Here is a 16,843-nt window from a genome sequence, read left to right as displayed (position 1 = left end):
ATTCTTATTGGAGCTCATCCGGGGCAGACATATCAGGCTGAATCTGATCCAGATCTGGGATGGAACGCACCGTAGCCCCCAGATGGAGCTCAACGGGGAGTACATCCTCAGGCTGGCTTATCGGGGGCTGGCTGTTTGGGGGAGCATCTTCCTCAGTAGATTCTCCCTGCTGCATCTCAATCAACTCCAGCAGGCGCTGCGCGGTACGCTTCGCTATACCCTCAATCGGCTGAACCACGGTCGCCAGTTCCGGCATGAGCAACTGAACGCTCTGCGTGCCGTCATAGCCAATCACCTGGAAATCCTCAGGAACACGGATGCCTCGAGCACGCGCCCAGCCCAGGGTGAGTGCGGCGTAATTATCGTTGGAGGCGAAGACCGCGTCCACCGGCTCGGGGCTATCGGCACGCTCATCCAGGTAGCGGTAGAGCACCTCACGCTTAATGCCCAGCGAAGGGCGGAAGCCCAGCTCCACGAACTCCGGTATGAGCCCCGCCTCAAGCATTGCCTCACGGTAGCCTCGCTGACGCTCATTGTGCTCACCCAGGGTAGAAGTTACGTGCACAATATTCTGCGCACCCGTGGCGATGAGGTGCTCCGTGGCGGCGCGGGCACCTCCGTAGTTATCGGAGCGAATATTCGGGTAGAAACCGCTTTCGAGACGGTCTACGGTCACCAGGGGAGCCTGTGCATGCGGAATGTTAACCAGCGCGTCTGAGTGGGCGCCACTGATGATGCCGTCCACCTGATTGGAGAAGAGCATCTCCAGGTAGCGCTTCTCTTGCTCGGGATGATCGTCGCTATTGCAGAGAATGACCCGGTAGCCCTCTTCGGCAAGGTAGCTTTCGAGGCGGTACACCATCTCCCCGTAGAAGGGGTTCGCAACCGTGGGGAAGATGAGGCCCACCATCTGCGAGCGCTGACCCTGCAGGCTGCGGGCGATGGCATTGGGTCGATAGCCGAGTTCCCGCATCGCGTCGTGGACCTTGGTGCGGGTATTTTCGCTCAGGTAGCCGCGGTTATTGAGTACGCGGGAGACTGTGGTCGGGGAGACGCCCGCTAGGGCTGCAACGTCGCTGAGTTTGGGCTTTGCCATGGGGGCTCCCTTCGTTATGCTAAACGATTGACATATCTCTCTACTATACCTTCTTCACGGGGGCTAACGTGGCCTCAAAAACCAGAAAAAACGCTTTTCCCCTGTGCTGTCAAACGCACCGATTTATCGTACCGGTCTACAGCACCGGAATAATCGGAACGCGAGCCCCCACCTCATGGGCAGAACCCCGCACCGAAGAATCATCCAACACCGCGCAGTGAGTAGCCGCCGCCAACGAGGACAACATATGCGACGCCGACTTCGGCAGAGGATACGCCACGCCATCACGCACCGACACCGGAAGCAGACGAGCCCCCGCCGGCTTACGCAAAGTATCCACCGGATCACCCAGAACCGCTGAATCCAGCTCAGGAAGAGGCATATCCCTCATACCAGCCAAAAGCGGCGGCAAATACGAATACAAAGCCGTGTACGCAGCCAAAGGATTACCCGGAAGACCCAACACAAAACGCTCACGACCCGAATTCGGGCCCGTCTCCGGAACCGGCAAACGCGCAGCCAACGCAGGATGACCCGGACGCACATCCACCGACTCAAACAGATAGGTTGCGCCCATATCGTTGAGCACTTTACGCACCAAATCAACACCCGAGGTGCTTGACCCGCCCGTAAACACCAGCACACGAGCCGTCGACGTAGACAAGAATGTGCGGAACTCGGACTCAACATCCGCCAGACGAATTGAAGGGCGCGCCTCGCAGCCCGCAGAAATAATCGCATGCTCCATAAAGCCGCCAAACGCATCACGCACCTGACCCGGCGCAGGCACACCAAACGTAATGACCTCATTACCCGTAAACGCGCAACGCACCGGAATCGGAGCATACACCGGCAACTCATCAAAACCATTCGTGCCCAAAAACGCAGCCATACGAGCAGACACACGGTCACCGTGGCGCGCCAACAGCTCGCCACGCTCCAGCTCAGCACCAGCATGGCGAATATCAGCACCCGGTGCCGGAGGCTCAAAACCTTCCGCCATATCCAAGTAATGAATGCTCGCCTGAGTCTCCAAATGGGAACCCATGCCCGGACGCGAAGAACCCTCCGCACCCTCATACAGGCGGGAATGCTCCTCACGCACAATCGCCTCGGCACCCTCCGGGATTAAACCGCCCGTCAGAATCGGGGTCGCCTCACCCGGAACAATCGGCACCGTCAGACGGTGAATATTCGCGCGAGAATCCTCCGGATACGCCGGCGTTACCAGACGCCACGGAGGCGCACCCGCCACAGCGTAACCGTCCATCGCGGAAGAGCTATAGTGGGGCACCGGCATCATCGAATAAATATCATCCGCCAAATAGTGGCCAATCGTCGCCAACAGCGGCAAAGACTCCGTCTTCACATGATGCGCAATGTCCAGGCCCTGCTCATGCAGAATCTGGCGGGCCTGCTGCCACGAAACAGAAGGAATATGGTGAGACATCGTACCTCGTAAAAGTGTGTGCGGGACGCGCAACAGCGCGCGAGCTCAAAAATACTACCGAATGCGGTGCCCAGAGCCCTAACCTACTACCTAGGTTACTCGTAGCTTGGCAACTAGCGCTTCTGGGCGCCTCAGATGCTAATAACTCGTGCTAATAACTCGACCAGAGCGAAGTCGTATAGCCAAGAGCCTGCGCCTGCTCCCACGTATCAACATCGGCGGTATCAGCGGCAGACATCTCCACCGCCGCGGGGTTCAAACGGCGCAAAAAAGAACGAACAGAAGCGTCAGTCGTGCCGGTCGAAAAGACCGAACGGATCGCCTCAAAACGGTAAATACCCACCAGCGGCTGATAGATGCCCTCAGCGACACCCCAAAAACCTGCAGATGCTTCAGAAGCAGCGGGGGCTGACTGCCCTACAGAAGCCTGCTCGGCAACCCGCGCGGCGGCAATCAACAGCTGAACCGCCGGGGCAATACGCGGAGTATCCACACCCAAAATCAGACACCATTCAGGCAGAGGCACCTGCGATCGCTCGCAATCCGCCGCAATACACTCCAACCCGGCATGAATCGCAGCGGCAGGACCCGAAAACGGTGGATCCTCACGAGTGCGCAACACACCGGACGGCAACGGCAAGCTCTCAGGACCCACCACCACGCGCGGGGACGCGGCGTCCACCGCCTCCAGGGCACAACCCAGCAGGGTATTCGTGCCATCAGACAGGGACGCCTTCGGCACGTGGTTCAGGCGGCGAGAAGCGCCTCCGGCAACAATGACCGCGGCGCACGAAAAATCACCCTCGGCGGCAAGCTCAGAACCGGGCATCTTATCCGCCCGCATTATCCACCCGCAAAGGGAGGCAGAACGTCCACACGATCGGCATCCTGCAACGGAGCCTGCGCATCAGAACGGGCACCATTGACCAGGAACGAGCACTGCTCCATGACCTGCGCAAGAGTCAGGCCTGAAGGGGTCGTACCCTCCAAACTCTGACCCAGATGCTCAATCAGCGCGCCAAGAGTTGCAGACGACAGCTCAGCCAGGGGCACCGACAGCTGCGCGGTACCCGCCGCAGAACGCGCGGCAGCGAAAAAATGAACCTGCATAATGCTCCTCAATCCTAAGTCAGGGGACAGTCGAAAATCACGGGTGCAAGGTGCCAGCAAAAGCCCTTGTCCCAGGCATATTTGGCTGTATGTCCGGCTAATAAATAGGGTAGCTTCCTTAGCCACCAATAGCGCTCATCGAGCGGCTCGCCTTGGCGAACTCCTCAATATCGAAGTCAGCATCTTCCTTGCCGTGAGCGCGCGGCTTAAACCACATGCCCTCACGCCAACGCAGAGCCAGTTGCTGATCGTCAGCACCGGAACGCAGAAGCTGCATCAGGTCAGTCTCAGTGTCAGAGAACAAACACGAGCGAATCTTGCCGTCCGCCGTCAGACGGGTGCGGGTGCACGCATTGCAGAACGACTCCGTCACCGAGGCGATAATGCCCACACGGCCCAGCGACTCGGTACCGTCAGCCGGGAAGCCCGCCTCATCCAGGGCAGTGCCGAGCGGGTACACCTCCCACAGCTGAGCGGGGGAATCGCCACGTGCCTCAGCCACCGAACCCAGAACGTACTCAGCCGATAGCTTCTCGCGAATCTCAGCGGCAGTAATCGTGCCCTCGCGGGTCCAACGGTTATCGGCATCCAGCGGCATCTGCTCAATAAAACGCAGCTGATAGCCACCCGCCAACGCCCAGCGCAGAAGCTCCGGAGCCTGATCATCATTCAGACCCGGCATCAGCACAGCATTAATTTTGATGGGCCACAGACCAGCCTCAGCAGCACCGTCAATACCCTTGAGCACGGCATCGAGCTTATCGCGGCGGGTCAACTCGGCAAAGGTTTCACGGCAAATCGTATCCAGAGAAACATTGATGCGGGTCAGACCAGCCTCCGCCAGGGCGGTGGCACGCTTCTCCAAGCCAATACCGTTCGTCGTAATAGCAAGCGGAACATCCGGATGCGCCTGATGGATACGGGAAATAATGTCCACCAAATCGGCGCGCACCAGCGGCTCGCCACCGGTAAAGCGGATCTCCTCAACGCCCAGCTCAGTAATCGCAATATCGGCAAGGCGCGCGATCTCCTCGGCGGAGAGCAGATTCTCCTTGGGAAGCCACTGCAAACCATCCGCCGGCATGCAATAAATGCAACGAAGATTACATTTATCGGTCAGAGAGATACGCAGATCCGTCGCCACGCGACCCCAACGGTCCAAGAGCGGACCGCTGTTTGTAATATTCGGGAGCTTACGCTCGACCTTTACGCCGCTCTCAGATTTTTCGGGCGTAATAAAAGCAACCCCGTTACCCTCCGCAGAAGATAAGGTGCTTAACGTTGGGCCCGCAATGAGCTCAGAAGAGGCCGAATTTGCCGTGTACGCCATGTAAAACCTATGTGGAAAATTTGCATATTTCAGGTGACAATATGATTATTCCATGTTCCGGCGCCCCGTACATAGTGTGTGCAGGGTAAGTTACAACTGCGCCACGGCAGACAACCACGACGAAGTAACGCCGCGTGTACAAGCTAGGGACGTACACGGAACGTCATACAGAGCCCGCACATGGACGCACCTCACCTTCAATAGCAGTACGAACTAACCAAGGAAATACCTCATGAAGACCCCCCTCGCAGCCCTCAGCGCGCTTGCCGCAGCAACCCTCGCCCTCACCGGATGCGGCGCCACCCAGAGCTCCTCTTCGTCCACTGCCTCCGCATCGAGTAGCCAGGCTGCTTCCGGCAAGGTCGAAGTCTTCGCCGCCGCCTCCCTGAACAACGCAGGTGCAGACCTCGAAAAGGCATACGAAGCCGCCAACCCCGGCGTAGACGTCACCTTCGTCTATGAAGGCTCCGCAAAGCTCGTCAACCAGATCGAACAGGGCGCAACCCCCGACCTGCTCATCACCGCAGACACCAAGAACATGGACAAAGCAAAGAAGCTCGACCAGTTCTCCGACTCCGAAACCAACGTTCTGGTCACCAACAAGCTCGTGCTCGTCACCGCCGAAGGCAACCCCGGCAAGATCAACAGCCTCGACGACCTCAAGACCACCGACGGCGTCGTCGCAGTCTGCAAAGAAGACGTCCCCTGCGGCACCATCGCCCACCAGGAACTGAAGAAGCACGACATCACCCTCAAGAACGCAACCACCGAAAGCAAGGTCACCGACGTAGCCACCAAGGTCACCACTGGTAACGCCGATGCGGGCTTCATCTATACCACCGACCTCGCCGCCGCGAAGAAAAAGGGCGTCAACCTCGGCTCCGTCGAGCTGACCGATGTGGAACGCAACGAATACCCCGCAGCGCTCAGCAAGACCGGCTCCTCCTCCGAAACCGCGAAGAAGTTCAACGAATGGCTGAAGAACTCCGACGAGGCGAAGAAAATCCTCACCGAGTACGGCTTCAACACCGCACAGTAATTCAACACCGCCACAGTAGGGAACAACCCGCGTCTCATCACCCATGACAGACACTACCGCTACCCATCGCAACGCCGGAACCTCACGCACACCCGGAAGTAGCCTCTTCGCCTCCGTGCCCGTGCTCTTCCTGGTTCCGGCGTCGCTGGGTGTTTTCCTCATCGCCGGGCCGCTCCTCGGGCTCTTCCTCAATATCCCCTGGAACCAGCTCGGCAGCATCTTCACCCCGCAGGTGCTCGGGGCGGCAAACCTCTCCCTCAGTACTGCCGCCGCCTCCACCCTCATCTGCGGGCTTCTCGGTGCACCCCTGGCGCTCGTGCTCTCCAAAGTGCTCAACCGCTCGCGGCTGCACCGATTCGGGTCAGTTCTCTACGCCATCATCTACACCCCGGTGATTCTCTCGCCGGTTGTTTCCGGCCTCGGGCTGCTCTTCTTCTGGGGACGCAAGGGAATGATCGGCACCTACCTCTACCAGGCAGGAATCTCCATCCCCTTCACCCCCAACGCGGTGATTATCGCCCAGGTCTTCGTCGCCCTACCCTTCTTCGTTGCCACCGCAGTCACCACCCTGCAGGCTATTCCCCGCGAATACGAAGAAATCGCCCTCGTCGAAGGCGCTAAACCCGCAGAAATCACCTTCAAAGTGCTCCTGCCCCTCGCCGCGCCCGGCCTCGCCACCGCCTTCCTTCTCTCCTTCGCCCGAGCGCTTGGTGAATACGGCGCAACCGTCACCTTCGCCGGCAACGTCCAAGGAAAAACCCAAACCATACCCCTCGCCATCGACCTAGCCATCAACAGCAGCGACATCCCCAGCGCCCTCGGAAGCGCCCTGATACTCATCAGCCTCTACTTAGGAATCTTCGGGGTCCTCGGCCTGATCCGTGCCCTCAAAAAACTACGCGAAAGCACCCGATAAGCCGCTTCGTCACTTGCCCCACATACCGGCCGGCACACACCGGTCCTTAGGCAAAACTGCATTTACCAGTCCACAAACACACACCTACACTAGTCATAACCGCCGCCGCACGATTGGAACCGCCATGATTTCCCCCGAATTCAATGGAACCCCTAGCACCGAAGAATACCGCGCCTACCTGGCGCTCCTGCTACGCGAAGTCTTCATCGGCACAGCAGAAACGGTTCCCCTCTACCATGCGGCAGGACGCATCCTCGCCCAAGACGTCACCGCACGTATGGACGTACCCAGCTTCGACAACTCCCAAATGGACGGCTACGCCCTCACCGCTGAAGCCGCAGGACGCGAAGACCGCATCTTCACCGTCGGACGCGAAATCCCCGCCGGCCGCCCCCTGCAGCGTTCCCGCTCCTCCGACGACCTGACCTACCCCATCATGACCGGCGCGCCCATGCCCAAGGGCTACGACGCCGTTATTCCCGTCGAACAGTCCGAACGCATCGAATACCCCGACCTGCCCGAATCCTTCGGCCGCCCCAGCGAAAAGGTCAAACTTGCCCCCGGCAAGCCCGGGCAGTTCGTGCGCCGCCGCGGTGAAGACGTCGTCACCGGTCAGGTCCTCGCACGCGCCGGTGAACGCGTCACCCCCGCTCTGCTCGGCGCGCTCGCATCCCAGGGCTATGCCCGCTTGACCGTCGCGGCAGGTCCCCGCGTGCTCGTCTGCACCGGTGGCGACGAGATCCTCTCCGGTGTTGAAGAAGACGGCAGCGCCACCACCCAGGAACTCGGCCAGGGCCAGATTTTTGACGCCAACGGCCCCATGCTCACCGCCATGCTCCGCGAAGACGGAGCGGAGGTGCGGCGTATCGCTATTGGTGATGATCCCATCGAGCTGTTGCACCGCCTCACGGCAGAATACGAGAGCTTCAAACCGGACATCATCATTACCTCAGGCGGTATTAGCCACGGTAAATACGAGGTGGTGCGCAACGCCATCGCCAAGGCGCACGAAGCCGATATTCTGGTGCCCATCTCCTGGTTCGGTCACGTCAGCCAGCAGCCCGGCGGCCCCCAGGGCGTAAACGTTCTCGCTTTCAAGGGTCACCGCGTGCCCATGATTTCCTTCCCCGGCAACCCGGTGAGCACCCTCATCTCGTACGCGCTGATTCTGCGCCCCTACCTGCGTGCAGGCGGCCCCTACGGTGTGCCCTATGCGGTTGCCTCCGAACAGGCAACCCTGAACAACGCACCGCGAGGCGTGCTCGTCACCGAAACCCCGATCACCGCCCCGGCAACCAAGCGCCAGTTCCTGCGCGGAACCCTCGGCATGGTCGAGGTCGAGCCCGGAACCTACCGGGTGGAACTCTACCCCGACGTGCTCTCCGGCTCGCACCTGTTACACCGCGCCGCACAGGCGGACGTGCTCATTGAGCTGGCGCCCGGAACCACCTACACCGGGGGAGAAGCGGTACCCTACCACCGCATCCGCCTCACCGATAACTAAGCCCCCGCCCCGCATTGTTCCTTGGTCGAACGACAAGGAATAATTGAGACTCACACTAAGTAACGATTCGCGGCAGAAGAATACCGCGCAGAAGCCAGGAGAAACGATGACCTCTACCTCTCAGCCCAACCAGGAACTGACTCACGTGCGCGCCGACGGCTCGGCACACATGGTGGACGTTACGGAGAAGTCAGTTACCACCCGCACCGCCCTGGCTGAAGCAACCGTGCGCACCCGCGAAGACGTGATTGCCATGATTTTTGACGCTGACCTGCCCAAGGGCGACGCTCTTCCCGTTGCACGTGTTGCCGGCATCATGGGCGCTAAGCGCACCCCGGAAATCATTCCCCTCTGCCACCCGCTGCCCCTGGGCAAGATCACGGTGGACTTTGAGCGCGGCACCGACTTCGTGCGTATTGAGGCCTCCGTGAAGACCCGCGGCGTCACCGGCGTAGAGATGGAGGCGCTCACCGCCGTCTCCTCGGCGGCACTGACCGTTTTCGACATGATCAAGGCAGTCGATAAGTACGCCGTAATTACCGATATCCGTGTTCTGGAGAAGAGCGGCGGCAAGTCCGGCGACTGGTCCGTCCGCGAGGAATCCTAAGCTACGGCGGTGCACCGCCCCCACCGTCACCTGATAGATACAGAAAAGGAAAGCCAATGAGTAGCGAAGACTACACCATGCCCGAGAACCTCACCGGTCTGGTTATTGTCGCCTCCACCCGCGCAGCCCGCGGCGTGTACGAGGATAAGTCCGGCCCCATCGCCGTGGAGTGGCTGCGCTCGCGCGGCTTCGACACCCCGGATGCCGTGGTCATTGAAGACCGCGATATTGTCGAGTACTTCAACACCCTGGTGACCGAAGGTAAGAAGAACGGTAACCTGCCGACCTTCATCCTGACCAGCGGTGGTACCGGTCTGAACTCTGACGACCAGACCGTGGAGGCGGTTCGCCCCCACCTGGACAAGGAAGTTCCCGGCGTTATGCATGCCTTCTGGATGAACGGTCTGAAGAACATTCCCGCGGCGGTGCTTTCACGCGGCGTGGCGGGCGTCATTGACCGCACCTTCGTGATGACCCTGCCCGGTTCGCGCGGTGGCGTGAAGGATGGCGTGGCAACCCTCGACCCGCTTGTTGAGCACATTTGCCGTCAGATGGAGGACTACCATGACCACTAAGCCGCAGAACGAAGAATCCCTGGACCATTCGGGTGCGCACGGTGCTGAGCCGAGCGGCTCGACCGTGGTGTTCACCGATATTACGGAAGCGCCCCTGGAGCCGCTGTACGCGGCGGCTAAGGCTGAGGTCATGACTGACGCTATGGGTGCACTGGTAATTTTTGACGGCATTGTGCGCAACCATGATCACGGTAGCGCGGTGCGCGGGCTGTCCTATAGCGCGCATCCGCAGGCTCGTGAGTATATTGCGGAGGTTGCCGCCGAGGTTGCTGCCGAGCTGGACGGTGTGCGTCTGTGGGCTGTGCATCGTGTGGGTCCGATTGCTATTGGTGAGTCGGCTCTGACCGTGATGGCGGCGGCTGCTCACCGTGGCCGCGCGTTTGATGCCTGTGAGCTGGTGGCTGACCGGGTGAAGGCTCGTGTGCCGATTTGGAAGGAACAGGAACTGCTCGATGGAAGTATCGAGTGGGTTGGTGTGGACACTTCGCCTGCTTAGCCTTCTGAATATTCTGATATCTCTATATAAGCCTGTCAGGGGGATTTCTCTCGGGCAGGCTTATTCTCCTTGAAAGCTCAAGTCACCTCTACTACTAGACGCGAGGAATCCCTATGTCTTCTCAGCCTTCAACCGGCACGGGCGAGCTCTCTGCCGCTGAGCGTGCGTTCTATTCTCGTCAGCTGATTCTGCCCGAAATGGGCTACGAGGCTCAGCTGGCGCTCAAACGCGCACGCGTGGTGGTGCTGGGTGCTGGCGGTTTGGGTGCTCCCGCGCTGCTGTACCTGGCGGGTGCCGGGGTCGGTCAGATTGTGGTGGTTGATGATGACGTCGTGGATGCCTCGAATCTGCACCGCCAGGTGATTCATACGCACGCCAGAGTGGGTAATTCTAAGGCTGAGTCTGCCGCAGAGTCTTTGCGCTCGCTGAATCCTTTTATTGAGGTTGTGCCTGTGCGTGAGCGTTTGACGGAGGCGAATGTTGATGAGCTTCTGTCTGGCGCTGACCTGGTGCTGGATGGTAGCGATAATTTCGAGTCGCGTTATGTGGTGTCGGCGGCGGCTGCGCGTGCTGGGATTGCGCATGTGTGGGCTGCGATTCTTGGTTTTGATGCGCAGCTGAGTGTGTTTTGGGCTGGTCGCGGTCCGGTGTATGAGGATTTGTACCCTCATGCTCCTGCTGCCGGTAGCGTGCCGTCGTGTAGTACTGCTGGCGTGGTGGGTGCTATGGCTGGCGTGGTGGGTGCTGCGATGGCCATGGAGGCGGTGAAGCTGCTGACCGGGGGGGGGGAGCCGCTCATGGGGGAGGTTGGCCTATATTCGGCATTAAGCGGAAGGTGGGAATATATACCTCTTGTAGCTAGCGTGCAAGCTGTACCTAAGAAAAGCGCTGTTTTGCCCCAAGAAACGAGTCATAAGCCCAAAAATCATGTAACAATTCGTAATATTTCTCAGGATTTTACAAGCTCTTCTGCTGACTCGAAGCCCCGCTCGATGAGCGCTCAGGACCTTAAAAAGATGTCATCGGGTGAAAATATTGCCCTTTTGGATGTCCGTGAGCAGGTGGAGTTCAATGCCTTTGCGATTGATGGTGCCATTAATCTACCCCTCACTGAATTGCTTGAAGCGGCTCGAAATGACTCCCTCAAAGCCCTAATTGAGCGTAAAATCCCCGCAAATGCCCAGAAAATCGTTATTTACTGCACCGGATACACCCGAACGGTTGAAGCGGCTCGTGAAATAGCGCCTCTGGAGGAGCGTTCTGTGTACATGCTTGAGGGTGGAATTTCCGCCTGGCTTACGGTCTAAAACACCCTTATTTCGCATGAATTAGGCAAGGTTTTTATCTCGTATTTTCTATGCCAAATTTCCGATATATTGGGCAGTATGGAACAAGCATCACAGATTAAGGGCCCGGATGGCCCCCTTACCGATCAGCTGATCAAGTTCGGTAAGTTCTTCTCCCGCTGGGATGAGACTGAAGACGGCCGCGCCGTCTTCCGTGAAGGCGGCCGCGAAGGTGACGCCTTCTACCGCGACCGTTGGAGCCACGATAAGGAAGTTCGCTCTACCCACGGCGTGAACTGCACCGGCTCCTGCTCCTGGAAGGTGTACGTCAAGGACGGCATTATCACCTGGGAAGCACAGGAAACCGATTACCCCTCGGTTGGTCCCGACCGCCCCGAGTACGAGCCCCGCGGTTGCCCCCGCGGTGCAGCATTTTCGTGGTACACCTACTCTCCCACTCGCGTTAAGTACCCCTACGTTCGCGGTCTCCTGCTGGAGATGTACCGCGAAGCGAAGGCAATCCACAACGATCCCGTGGACGCCTTCCACTCCATCGTGTCCGACCCCGCCAAGCGTGCACGCTACGTGAACGCACGTGGTAAGGGTGGTCTGGTGCGCTCGACCTGGGCTGAGGCTCTCGAGCTGATGGCTGCTGCTCACGTGCACACCATCAAGTACTACGGCCCCGACCGTAACACCGGCTTCACCCCGATTCCGGCAATGTCCATGGCGTCCTTCAGCGCGGGTGTTCGCTACATCCAGCTGGCCGGTGGCGTCATGACCAGCTTCTACGACTGGTACGCTGACCTCCCCGTGGCTTCCCCGCAGGTCTTCGGCGACCAGACCGACGTTCCCGAGTCCGGCGACTGGTGGGACGCTGCATACCTCATCATGTGGGGTGCAAACGTTCCGCTGACCCGTACCCCGGATGCTCACTGGGTCTCCGAGGTCCGCTACCGCGGTACCAAGGTTGTCACCGTGAGCCCCGACTACGCCGACAACACCAAGTTCGCTGACGAGTGGCTGCCCGCCCAGGCAGGTACCGACGCGGCACTGGCAATGGCGATGGGCCACGTCATCCTCAAGGAGAACTACGTCGACCAGCGTGTCGAGTTCTTCGAGGACTTCTCCCTGACCTACACCGACCTTCCCTTCCTGGTCACCCTGGAAACCCGTGAAGACGGCATTAAGGTTCCCTCCAAGTTCCTGACTGCAGCTAAGCTCGCTGGCGAGGCTGAGCAGCCGAACGCTGACTTCAAGCCCGTTCTGATGGACCGCGAGACCGGCGAGGTCTTCGTGCCCAACGGCACCATGGGTCACCGTTACGCTCAGGAAGACCAGGGCAAGTGGAACCTGGATTTGCAGGGTCGTAAGCCGATTCTGTCGATTCGCGACCTGCCTCAGGGCCAGACTGCAGCTGCAGAGATCAAGATGCCGACCTTCGACAACCCGAAGGGCCACGGCGACGTCATTACCCGCGGCGTGCCCGTAACCTACGTTGATGGTCACGAAGTTACTACCGTCTTCGACATCATGCTGGCACAGTACGGTGTGGGCCGTGAGGGTCTGCCCGGTACCTGGGCTAAGGACTACGAGGACTGGAACGTTCAGAACACCCCGGCATGGCAGGAGCAGATTACTTCTGTCCCCGCCGAGGCTGTTATTCGCGTTGCCCGCGAGTTCGCCAAGAGCGCCCTGGATTCCGGCGGTCGCTCCATGGTCATCTTCGGTGCAGGTATCTGCCAGTGGTACCACGCTGACACCACCTACCGCGCTATCCTCGCTCTGCTGAACCTGACCGGTTGCCAGGGCCGCAACGGTGGCGGTTGGGCTCACTACGTGGGCCAGGAGAAGGCACGTCCTCTGACCGGTCTGACCAACATTGCGAACGCTCTGGACTGGAGCCGCCCGCCGCGTCACATGATCGGTACCGGCTTCTGGTACATGCACACTGACCAGTTCCGTCAGGACGCGTACTCCACCGACTACCTGCAGTCCCCGCTGGCTAAGGGCGAGCTGCGCGACGTTCACACTGCTGACGTTGTGGCACGTTCTACCCGTATGGGCTGGATGCCGTTCTACCCGCAGTTCCCCGAGAACTCGCTGGATCTGGCAGACAAGGCAGAGCAGGCAGTGGCACGCGGCGAGGCTTCCTCGAACGCGGACTACATTGCACAGCGCCTGAACTCCGGTGACCTGGAGTTCTCCGTTGAGGACGTTGACAACCCCGTCAACTGGCCTCGTACCCTGACCCTGTGGCGTTCGAACCTGTTCGGTTCCTCCGCTAAGGGTGAGAGCTACTTCCTGAAGCACCTGGTCGGTAGCATGGACAACGTCCAGGGCTCCGACTCGGAGAAGCTGCCGAACGAAGTGAAGTGGGTTGACGACGCGCCTCAGGGCAAGCTGGATCTGCTGGTCACCTCGGACTTCCGTATGACCTCCACGACCCTGCTGTCTGACATCGTTCTGCCGACTGCTACCTGGTACGAGAAGCACGATATCTCCTCGACCGATATGCACCCGTTCCTGCACGCGTTCTCCCCGGCAATTGACCCGCCGTGGGAGGCAAAGACCGACCACGAGACCTTCAAGGCACTGGCGTTTGAGTTCAGCCGCCTGGCTAAGAAGCACCTCGGCGTCCGTAAGGACATCGTTTCGGTCCCGCTGTTGCACGACACCCCCGGCCAGATTGCTCAGCCCGGCGGTCACGCACCCGACTGGAAGAACACCCCCGGTATGGTGGGCGTACCCGGCAAGAACATGCCGAACTTCGTCACCGTCGAGCGCGACTACGGCGCACTGTACGACATGTACACCACCGTTGGCCCGCTGTTCGATAAGCTCGGTGCAACCACCAAGTTCATCACTTACGACCTGAAGGACGAAGTCGCGAAGATGGCTAAGGAATTCGGTGTGATGGACTCCGGTAAGGGCGCAGGCCGTCCGGCACTGGATACCGACGTGAAGATTTCTGAAGCAATCCTCATGATTTCCGGTACCTCCAACGGTGAGGTCGCTGTCAAGGGCTTCAAGGAGCTTGAGAAGCAGACCGGTCTGCACCTGATGGACCTGGCAGAAGGTAACGAGGAACGTCGTATCACCTTCCCCATGACCCAGGCCGCACCGCAGCCCGTGATGACCTCCCCCGAGTGGTCCGGTTCGGAGACCGGTGGTCGCCGTTACGCTCCGTTCACCGTCAACATCGAGAAGAAGAAGCCGTTCCACACCCTGACCGGCCGTATGCACTTCTTCCTCGACCACGACTGGATGCACGAAATGGGCGAGGCTCTGCCGATTTACCGTCCGCCGCTGGATATGACCGGCCTGTACAACGAGCCTGAGCTCGGTACTACCGATGGTGTTTCGGTTGCTGTTCGCTACCTGACCCCGCACAACAAGTGGGCAATTCACTCGCAGTACTTCGATAACCACTACATGCTGAGCATGTTCCGTGGCGGTCCGACTGCATGGATGAGCCCGCAGGACGCTGAGAAGATTGGCGTCAAGGATGGCGAGTGGATTGAGTGTGTGAACACCAATGGTGTCTTCGTCGGCCGTGCGGTTGTTTCGCACCGTATGCCCGAGGGCGTTTGCTACGTCTACCACGCTCAGGAGCGTATGGTTAGCCCGAAGTCTGAAGTCACCGGTAAGCGCGGTGGTATTCACAACTCGGTGACCCGTATTCTTCTGAAGCCCACCCACATGATTGGTGGCTACGCTCACCAGGCGTTCGCCTTCAACTATCTTGGACCGACCGGTAACCAGCGAGACATCGTCTCGTACATCCGTCGCCGTAAGTCCCAGGAGGTAACTTTCTAATGCGCGTTATGGCACAAGTTGCTATGGTGATGGCGCTCGATAAGTGCATCGGCTGCCACACCTGCTCCGTGACCTGTAAGCAGGCATGGACGAACCGAGCCGGTACCGAGTACGTCTGGTTCAACAACGTTGAGACTCGTCCCGGTCAGGGTTACCCCCGCCGTTACGAGGATCAGGAGAAGTGGAAGGGCGGCTGGGTGCTGAACAAGCGCGGTCGTCTGGAGCTCAAGAGCGGTAACCGCTTCCAGAAGCTCTTCACGATCTTCGCTTCCCCGATTCAGCCCGAGCTGAACGACTATTACGAGCCCTGGACCTACGATTACCAGAACCTGACCAGTGCTCCTCTGGGTGATGACTTCCCGGCTGCTAAGCCGGTCTCCCTCATCACCGGTGAGGACACCAAGGTCGAGTGGGGTATGAACTGGGACGACAACCTGGCTGGTGCGACCGAGTACGGTCACCTGGACCCGCTGGTTGAGAAGGTTCGCAAGAAGGCAGAGGACAAGATTAAGTTCGAGTTCGAGCAGACCTTCATGTTCTACCTGCCTCGTATTTGTGAGCACTGCTTGAACCCCTCCTGCATGGCTTCTTGCCCCTCCGGCGCTATCTACAAGCGCGCTGAGGACGGTATCGTTCTGGTTGACCAGGACCGTTGCCGCGGTTGGCGTCAGTGCATCACCGGCTGCCCCTACAAGAAGGTGTACTTCAACCACAAGACGGGTAAGGCTGAGAAGTGTACCTTCTGCTACCCCCGTATTGAGGCTGGTATTCCGACCGTGTGTGCTGAGACCTGTGTTGGTCGTATGCGCTACATCGGTATCTTCCTCTACGATGCAGACCGCGTGACTGAGGCTGCTTCGGTCGAGGATGAGAAGGATCTCTACGAGGCTCAGCTGTCGCTGATGCTTGATCCTTCGGATCCGGCTGTGATTGAGCAGGCTCGTAAGAACGACATCCCCGATGCGTGGATTACTGCAGCTCAGAAGTCGCCCGTGTACAAGCTGGCGAAGGAGTGGAAGGTGGCTCTGCCCCTGCACCCCGAGTACCGCACCATGCCGATGGTTTGGTACGTGCCGCCGCTGTCTCCGATTGTTGACCTGCTCAAGGAGCAGGGCCACGATGCAGAGAACAGCAACAACCTGTTCGGCGCTATTGAGTCTCTCCGTATTCCGGTTGAGTACCTGGCTGAGCTGTTCACCGCTGGTGACACTGAGGTTGTTACTAACGTTCTGCGCCGCCTGGCTGCGATGCGTTCGTACATGCGTGACATCAACCTCGGTGGCGAAGGCAACGAGGAGATTGCTCAGGCAGTTGGCATGACTGGTCAGCAGGTGTACGAGATGTACCGCCTGATGGCTATCGCTAAGTACAACGAGCGTTACGTCATTCCGAAGGCTCACATGGAAGACGCCCACAACCTTGAGGAAATGGGCTGCTCCTTGAGCGTGGATGGCGGACCCGGCATGTACGGCGATGCGTTCAACGACATGGAGGGTCGCCCGACCCCCGTGTCCACCGGTGTCTACGAGGCTAACAACAAGGTCAGCTTGTTCAGCTGGGACGGTTCTTCCCGTCCTGACGGCCTCTTCCCGAATACCACCGGAAAGAAGTAATA

At 59.3% G+C, this 16,843-nt stretch carries 14 protein-coding genes; 9 read left to right on the top strand and 5 right to left on the bottom strand.

Annotated elements, in window-relative coordinates; genetic code table 11:
* Positions 1-4 precede the first annotated feature (4 nt).
* The 5 genes from HMPREF2942_RS05595 to moaA form a co-directional block, all read right to left on the bottom strand.
* Positions 5-1,096: a LacI family DNA-binding transcriptional regulator gene (locus tag HMPREF2942_RS05595; protein ID WP_049353358.1), complete on the bottom strand. Its 1,092-nt coding sequence runs from the start codon at positions 1,094-1,096 to the stop codon at positions 5-7.
* A gap of 136 nt (positions 1,097-1,232) precedes the next feature.
* Positions 1,233-2,546 (bottom strand): molybdopterin molybdotransferase MoeA, encoded by a 1,314-nt coding sequence (locus HMPREF2942_RS05590; RefSeq protein ID WP_070688588.1) that lies wholly within the window; start codon positions 2,544-2,546, stop codon positions 1,233-1,235.
* A 151-nt stretch (positions 2,547-2,697) separates the two neighbouring features.
* A complete protein-coding gene (locus HMPREF2942_RS05585; RefSeq protein WP_065424770.1) occupies positions 2,698-3,375 on the bottom strand; it encodes a molybdenum cofactor guanylyltransferase in 678 nt (225 codons plus the stop codon).
* A gap of 14 nt (positions 3,376-3,389) precedes the next feature.
* Positions 3,390-3,656, bottom strand: coding sequence for a MoaD/ThiS family protein (locus HMPREF2942_RS05580; protein WP_070643103.1), 267 nt, complete (start codon positions 3,654-3,656; stop codon positions 3,390-3,392).
* 118 nt (positions 3,657-3,774) lie between these two features.
* On the bottom strand, positions 3,775-4,986 hold the full coding sequence (gene moaA / locus HMPREF2942_RS05575) for a GTP 3',8-cyclase MoaA (protein ID WP_070688587.1): 1,212 nt from the start codon (positions 4,984-4,986) through the stop codon (positions 3,775-3,777).
* Between the two features lie 232 nt (positions 4,987-5,218).
* On the opposite strand from moaA, the gene modA reads away from it, so the two are divergent.
* From modA to narH, 9 genes are all read left to right on the top strand, one after another.
* Positions 5,219-6,025, top strand: a complete 807-nt coding sequence (modA, locus tag HMPREF2942_RS05570; RefSeq protein ID WP_070688586.1) for a molybdate ABC transporter substrate-binding protein — start codon at positions 5,219-5,221, stop codon at positions 6,023-6,025.
* A 43-nt stretch (positions 6,026-6,068) separates the two neighbouring features.
* Positions 6,069-6,941, top strand: coding sequence for an ABC transporter permease (locus tag HMPREF2942_RS05565; protein WP_070688585.1), 873 nt, complete (start codon positions 6,069-6,071; stop codon positions 6,939-6,941).
* Positions 6,942-7,065: 124 nt separating this feature from the next.
* Positions 7,066-8,445: a molybdopterin molybdotransferase MoeA gene (locus tag HMPREF2942_RS05560; RefSeq protein ID WP_070688584.1), complete on the top strand. Its 1,380-nt coding sequence runs from the start codon at positions 7,066-7,068 to the stop codon at positions 8,443-8,445.
* Between the two features lie 106 nt (positions 8,446-8,551).
* The gene (gene moaC, locus HMPREF2942_RS05555; RefSeq protein WP_049341109.1) at positions 8,552-9,052 is read left to right on the top strand and encodes a cyclic pyranopterin monophosphate synthase MoaC; all 501 of its coding nucleotides are present in this window, start codon (positions 8,552-8,554) and stop codon (positions 9,050-9,052) included.
* Positions 9,053-9,108: 56 nt separating this feature from the next.
* Entirely contained in the window at positions 9,109-9,627 is a 519-nt protein-coding gene (locus HMPREF2942_RS05550; protein ID WP_049341111.1) for a MogA/MoaB family molybdenum cofactor biosynthesis protein, read from the top strand.
* Complete coding sequence (locus HMPREF2942_RS05545; protein WP_005504913.1) at positions 9,617-10,123, top strand: molybdenum cofactor biosynthesis protein MoaE; 507 nt, start codon at positions 9,617-9,619, stop codon at positions 10,121-10,123. The genes HMPREF2942_RS05550 and HMPREF2942_RS05545 overlap by 11 nt, the downstream gene beginning before the upstream one ends.
* A 113-nt stretch (positions 10,124-10,236) precedes the next feature.
* Positions 10,237-11,430, top strand: a complete 1,194-nt coding sequence (locus HMPREF2942_RS05540; RefSeq protein ID WP_070688583.1) for a ThiF family adenylyltransferase — start codon at positions 10,237-10,239, stop codon at positions 11,428-11,430.
* A 78-nt stretch (positions 11,431-11,508) separates the two neighbouring features.
* Complete coding sequence (locus tag HMPREF2942_RS05535; RefSeq protein WP_070688582.1) at positions 11,509-15,228, top strand: nitrate reductase subunit alpha; 3,720 nt, start codon at positions 11,509-11,511, stop codon at positions 15,226-15,228.
* The gene (gene narH, locus HMPREF2942_RS05530; RefSeq protein ID WP_005504921.1) at positions 15,228-16,841 is read left to right on the top strand and encodes a nitrate reductase subunit beta; all 1,614 of its coding nucleotides are present in this window, start codon (positions 15,228-15,230) and stop codon (positions 16,839-16,841) included. Before HMPREF2942_RS05535 ends, narH begins: the two co-directional genes overlap by 1 nt.
* Positions 16,842-16,843: the final 2 nt, after the last annotated feature.

The organism is Rothia sp. HMSC071C12 (assembly GCF_001813895.1).
Lineage (GTDB): Bacteria > Actinomycetota > Actinomycetes > Actinomycetales > Micrococcaceae > Rothia > Rothia mucilaginosa.
Note: the sequence above shows the minus strand (reverse complement) of the source record. Positions and strands in the feature narration are given on the sequence as shown.

Coding starts and splice junctions, on each gene's coding strand:
- HMPREF2942_RS05595 (WP_049353358.1), bottom strand. CDS start 1,096: ATGGCAAAGCCCAAACTCAGCGACGTTGCAGCCCTAGCGGGCGTCTCC.
- HMPREF2942_RS05590 (WP_070688588.1), bottom strand. CDS start 2,546: ATGTCTCACCATATTCCTTCTGTTTCGTGGCAGCAGGCCCGCCAGATT.
- HMPREF2942_RS05585 (WP_065424770.1), bottom strand. CDS start 3,375: ATGCCCGGTTCTGAGCTTGCCGCCGAGGGTGATTTTTCGTGCGCCGCG.
- HMPREF2942_RS05580 (WP_070643103.1), bottom strand. CDS start 3,656: ATGCAGGTTCATTTTTTCGCTGCCGCGCGTTCTGCGGCGGGTACCGCG.
- moaA (WP_070688587.1), bottom strand. CDS start 4,986: ATGGCGTACACGGCAAATTCGGCCTCTTCTGAGCTCATTGCGGGCCCA.
- modA (WP_070688586.1), top strand. CDS start 5,219: ATGAAGACCCCCCTCGCAGCCCTCAGCGCGCTTGCCGCAGCAACCCTC.
- HMPREF2942_RS05565 (WP_070688585.1), top strand. CDS start 6,069: ATGACAGACACTACCGCTACCCATCGCAACGCCGGAACCTCACGCACA.
- HMPREF2942_RS05560 (WP_070688584.1), top strand. CDS start 7,066: ATGATTTCCCCCGAATTCAATGGAACCCCTAGCACCGAAGAATACCGC.
- moaC (WP_049341109.1), top strand. CDS start 8,552: ATGACCTCTACCTCTCAGCCCAACCAGGAACTGACTCACGTGCGCGCC.
- HMPREF2942_RS05550 (WP_049341111.1), top strand. CDS start 9,109: ATGAGTAGCGAAGACTACACCATGCCCGAGAACCTCACCGGTCTGGTT.
- HMPREF2942_RS05545 (WP_005504913.1), top strand. CDS start 9,617: ATGACCACTAAGCCGCAGAACGAAGAATCCCTGGACCATTCGGGTGCG.
- HMPREF2942_RS05540 (WP_070688583.1), top strand. CDS start 10,237: ATGTCTTCTCAGCCTTCAACCGGCACGGGCGAGCTCTCTGCCGCTGAG.
- HMPREF2942_RS05535 (WP_070688582.1), top strand. CDS start 11,509: ATGGAACAAGCATCACAGATTAAGGGCCCGGATGGCCCCCTTACCGAT.
- narH (WP_005504921.1), top strand. CDS start 15,228: ATGCGCGTTATGGCACAAGTTGCTATGGTGATGGCGCTCGATAAGTGC.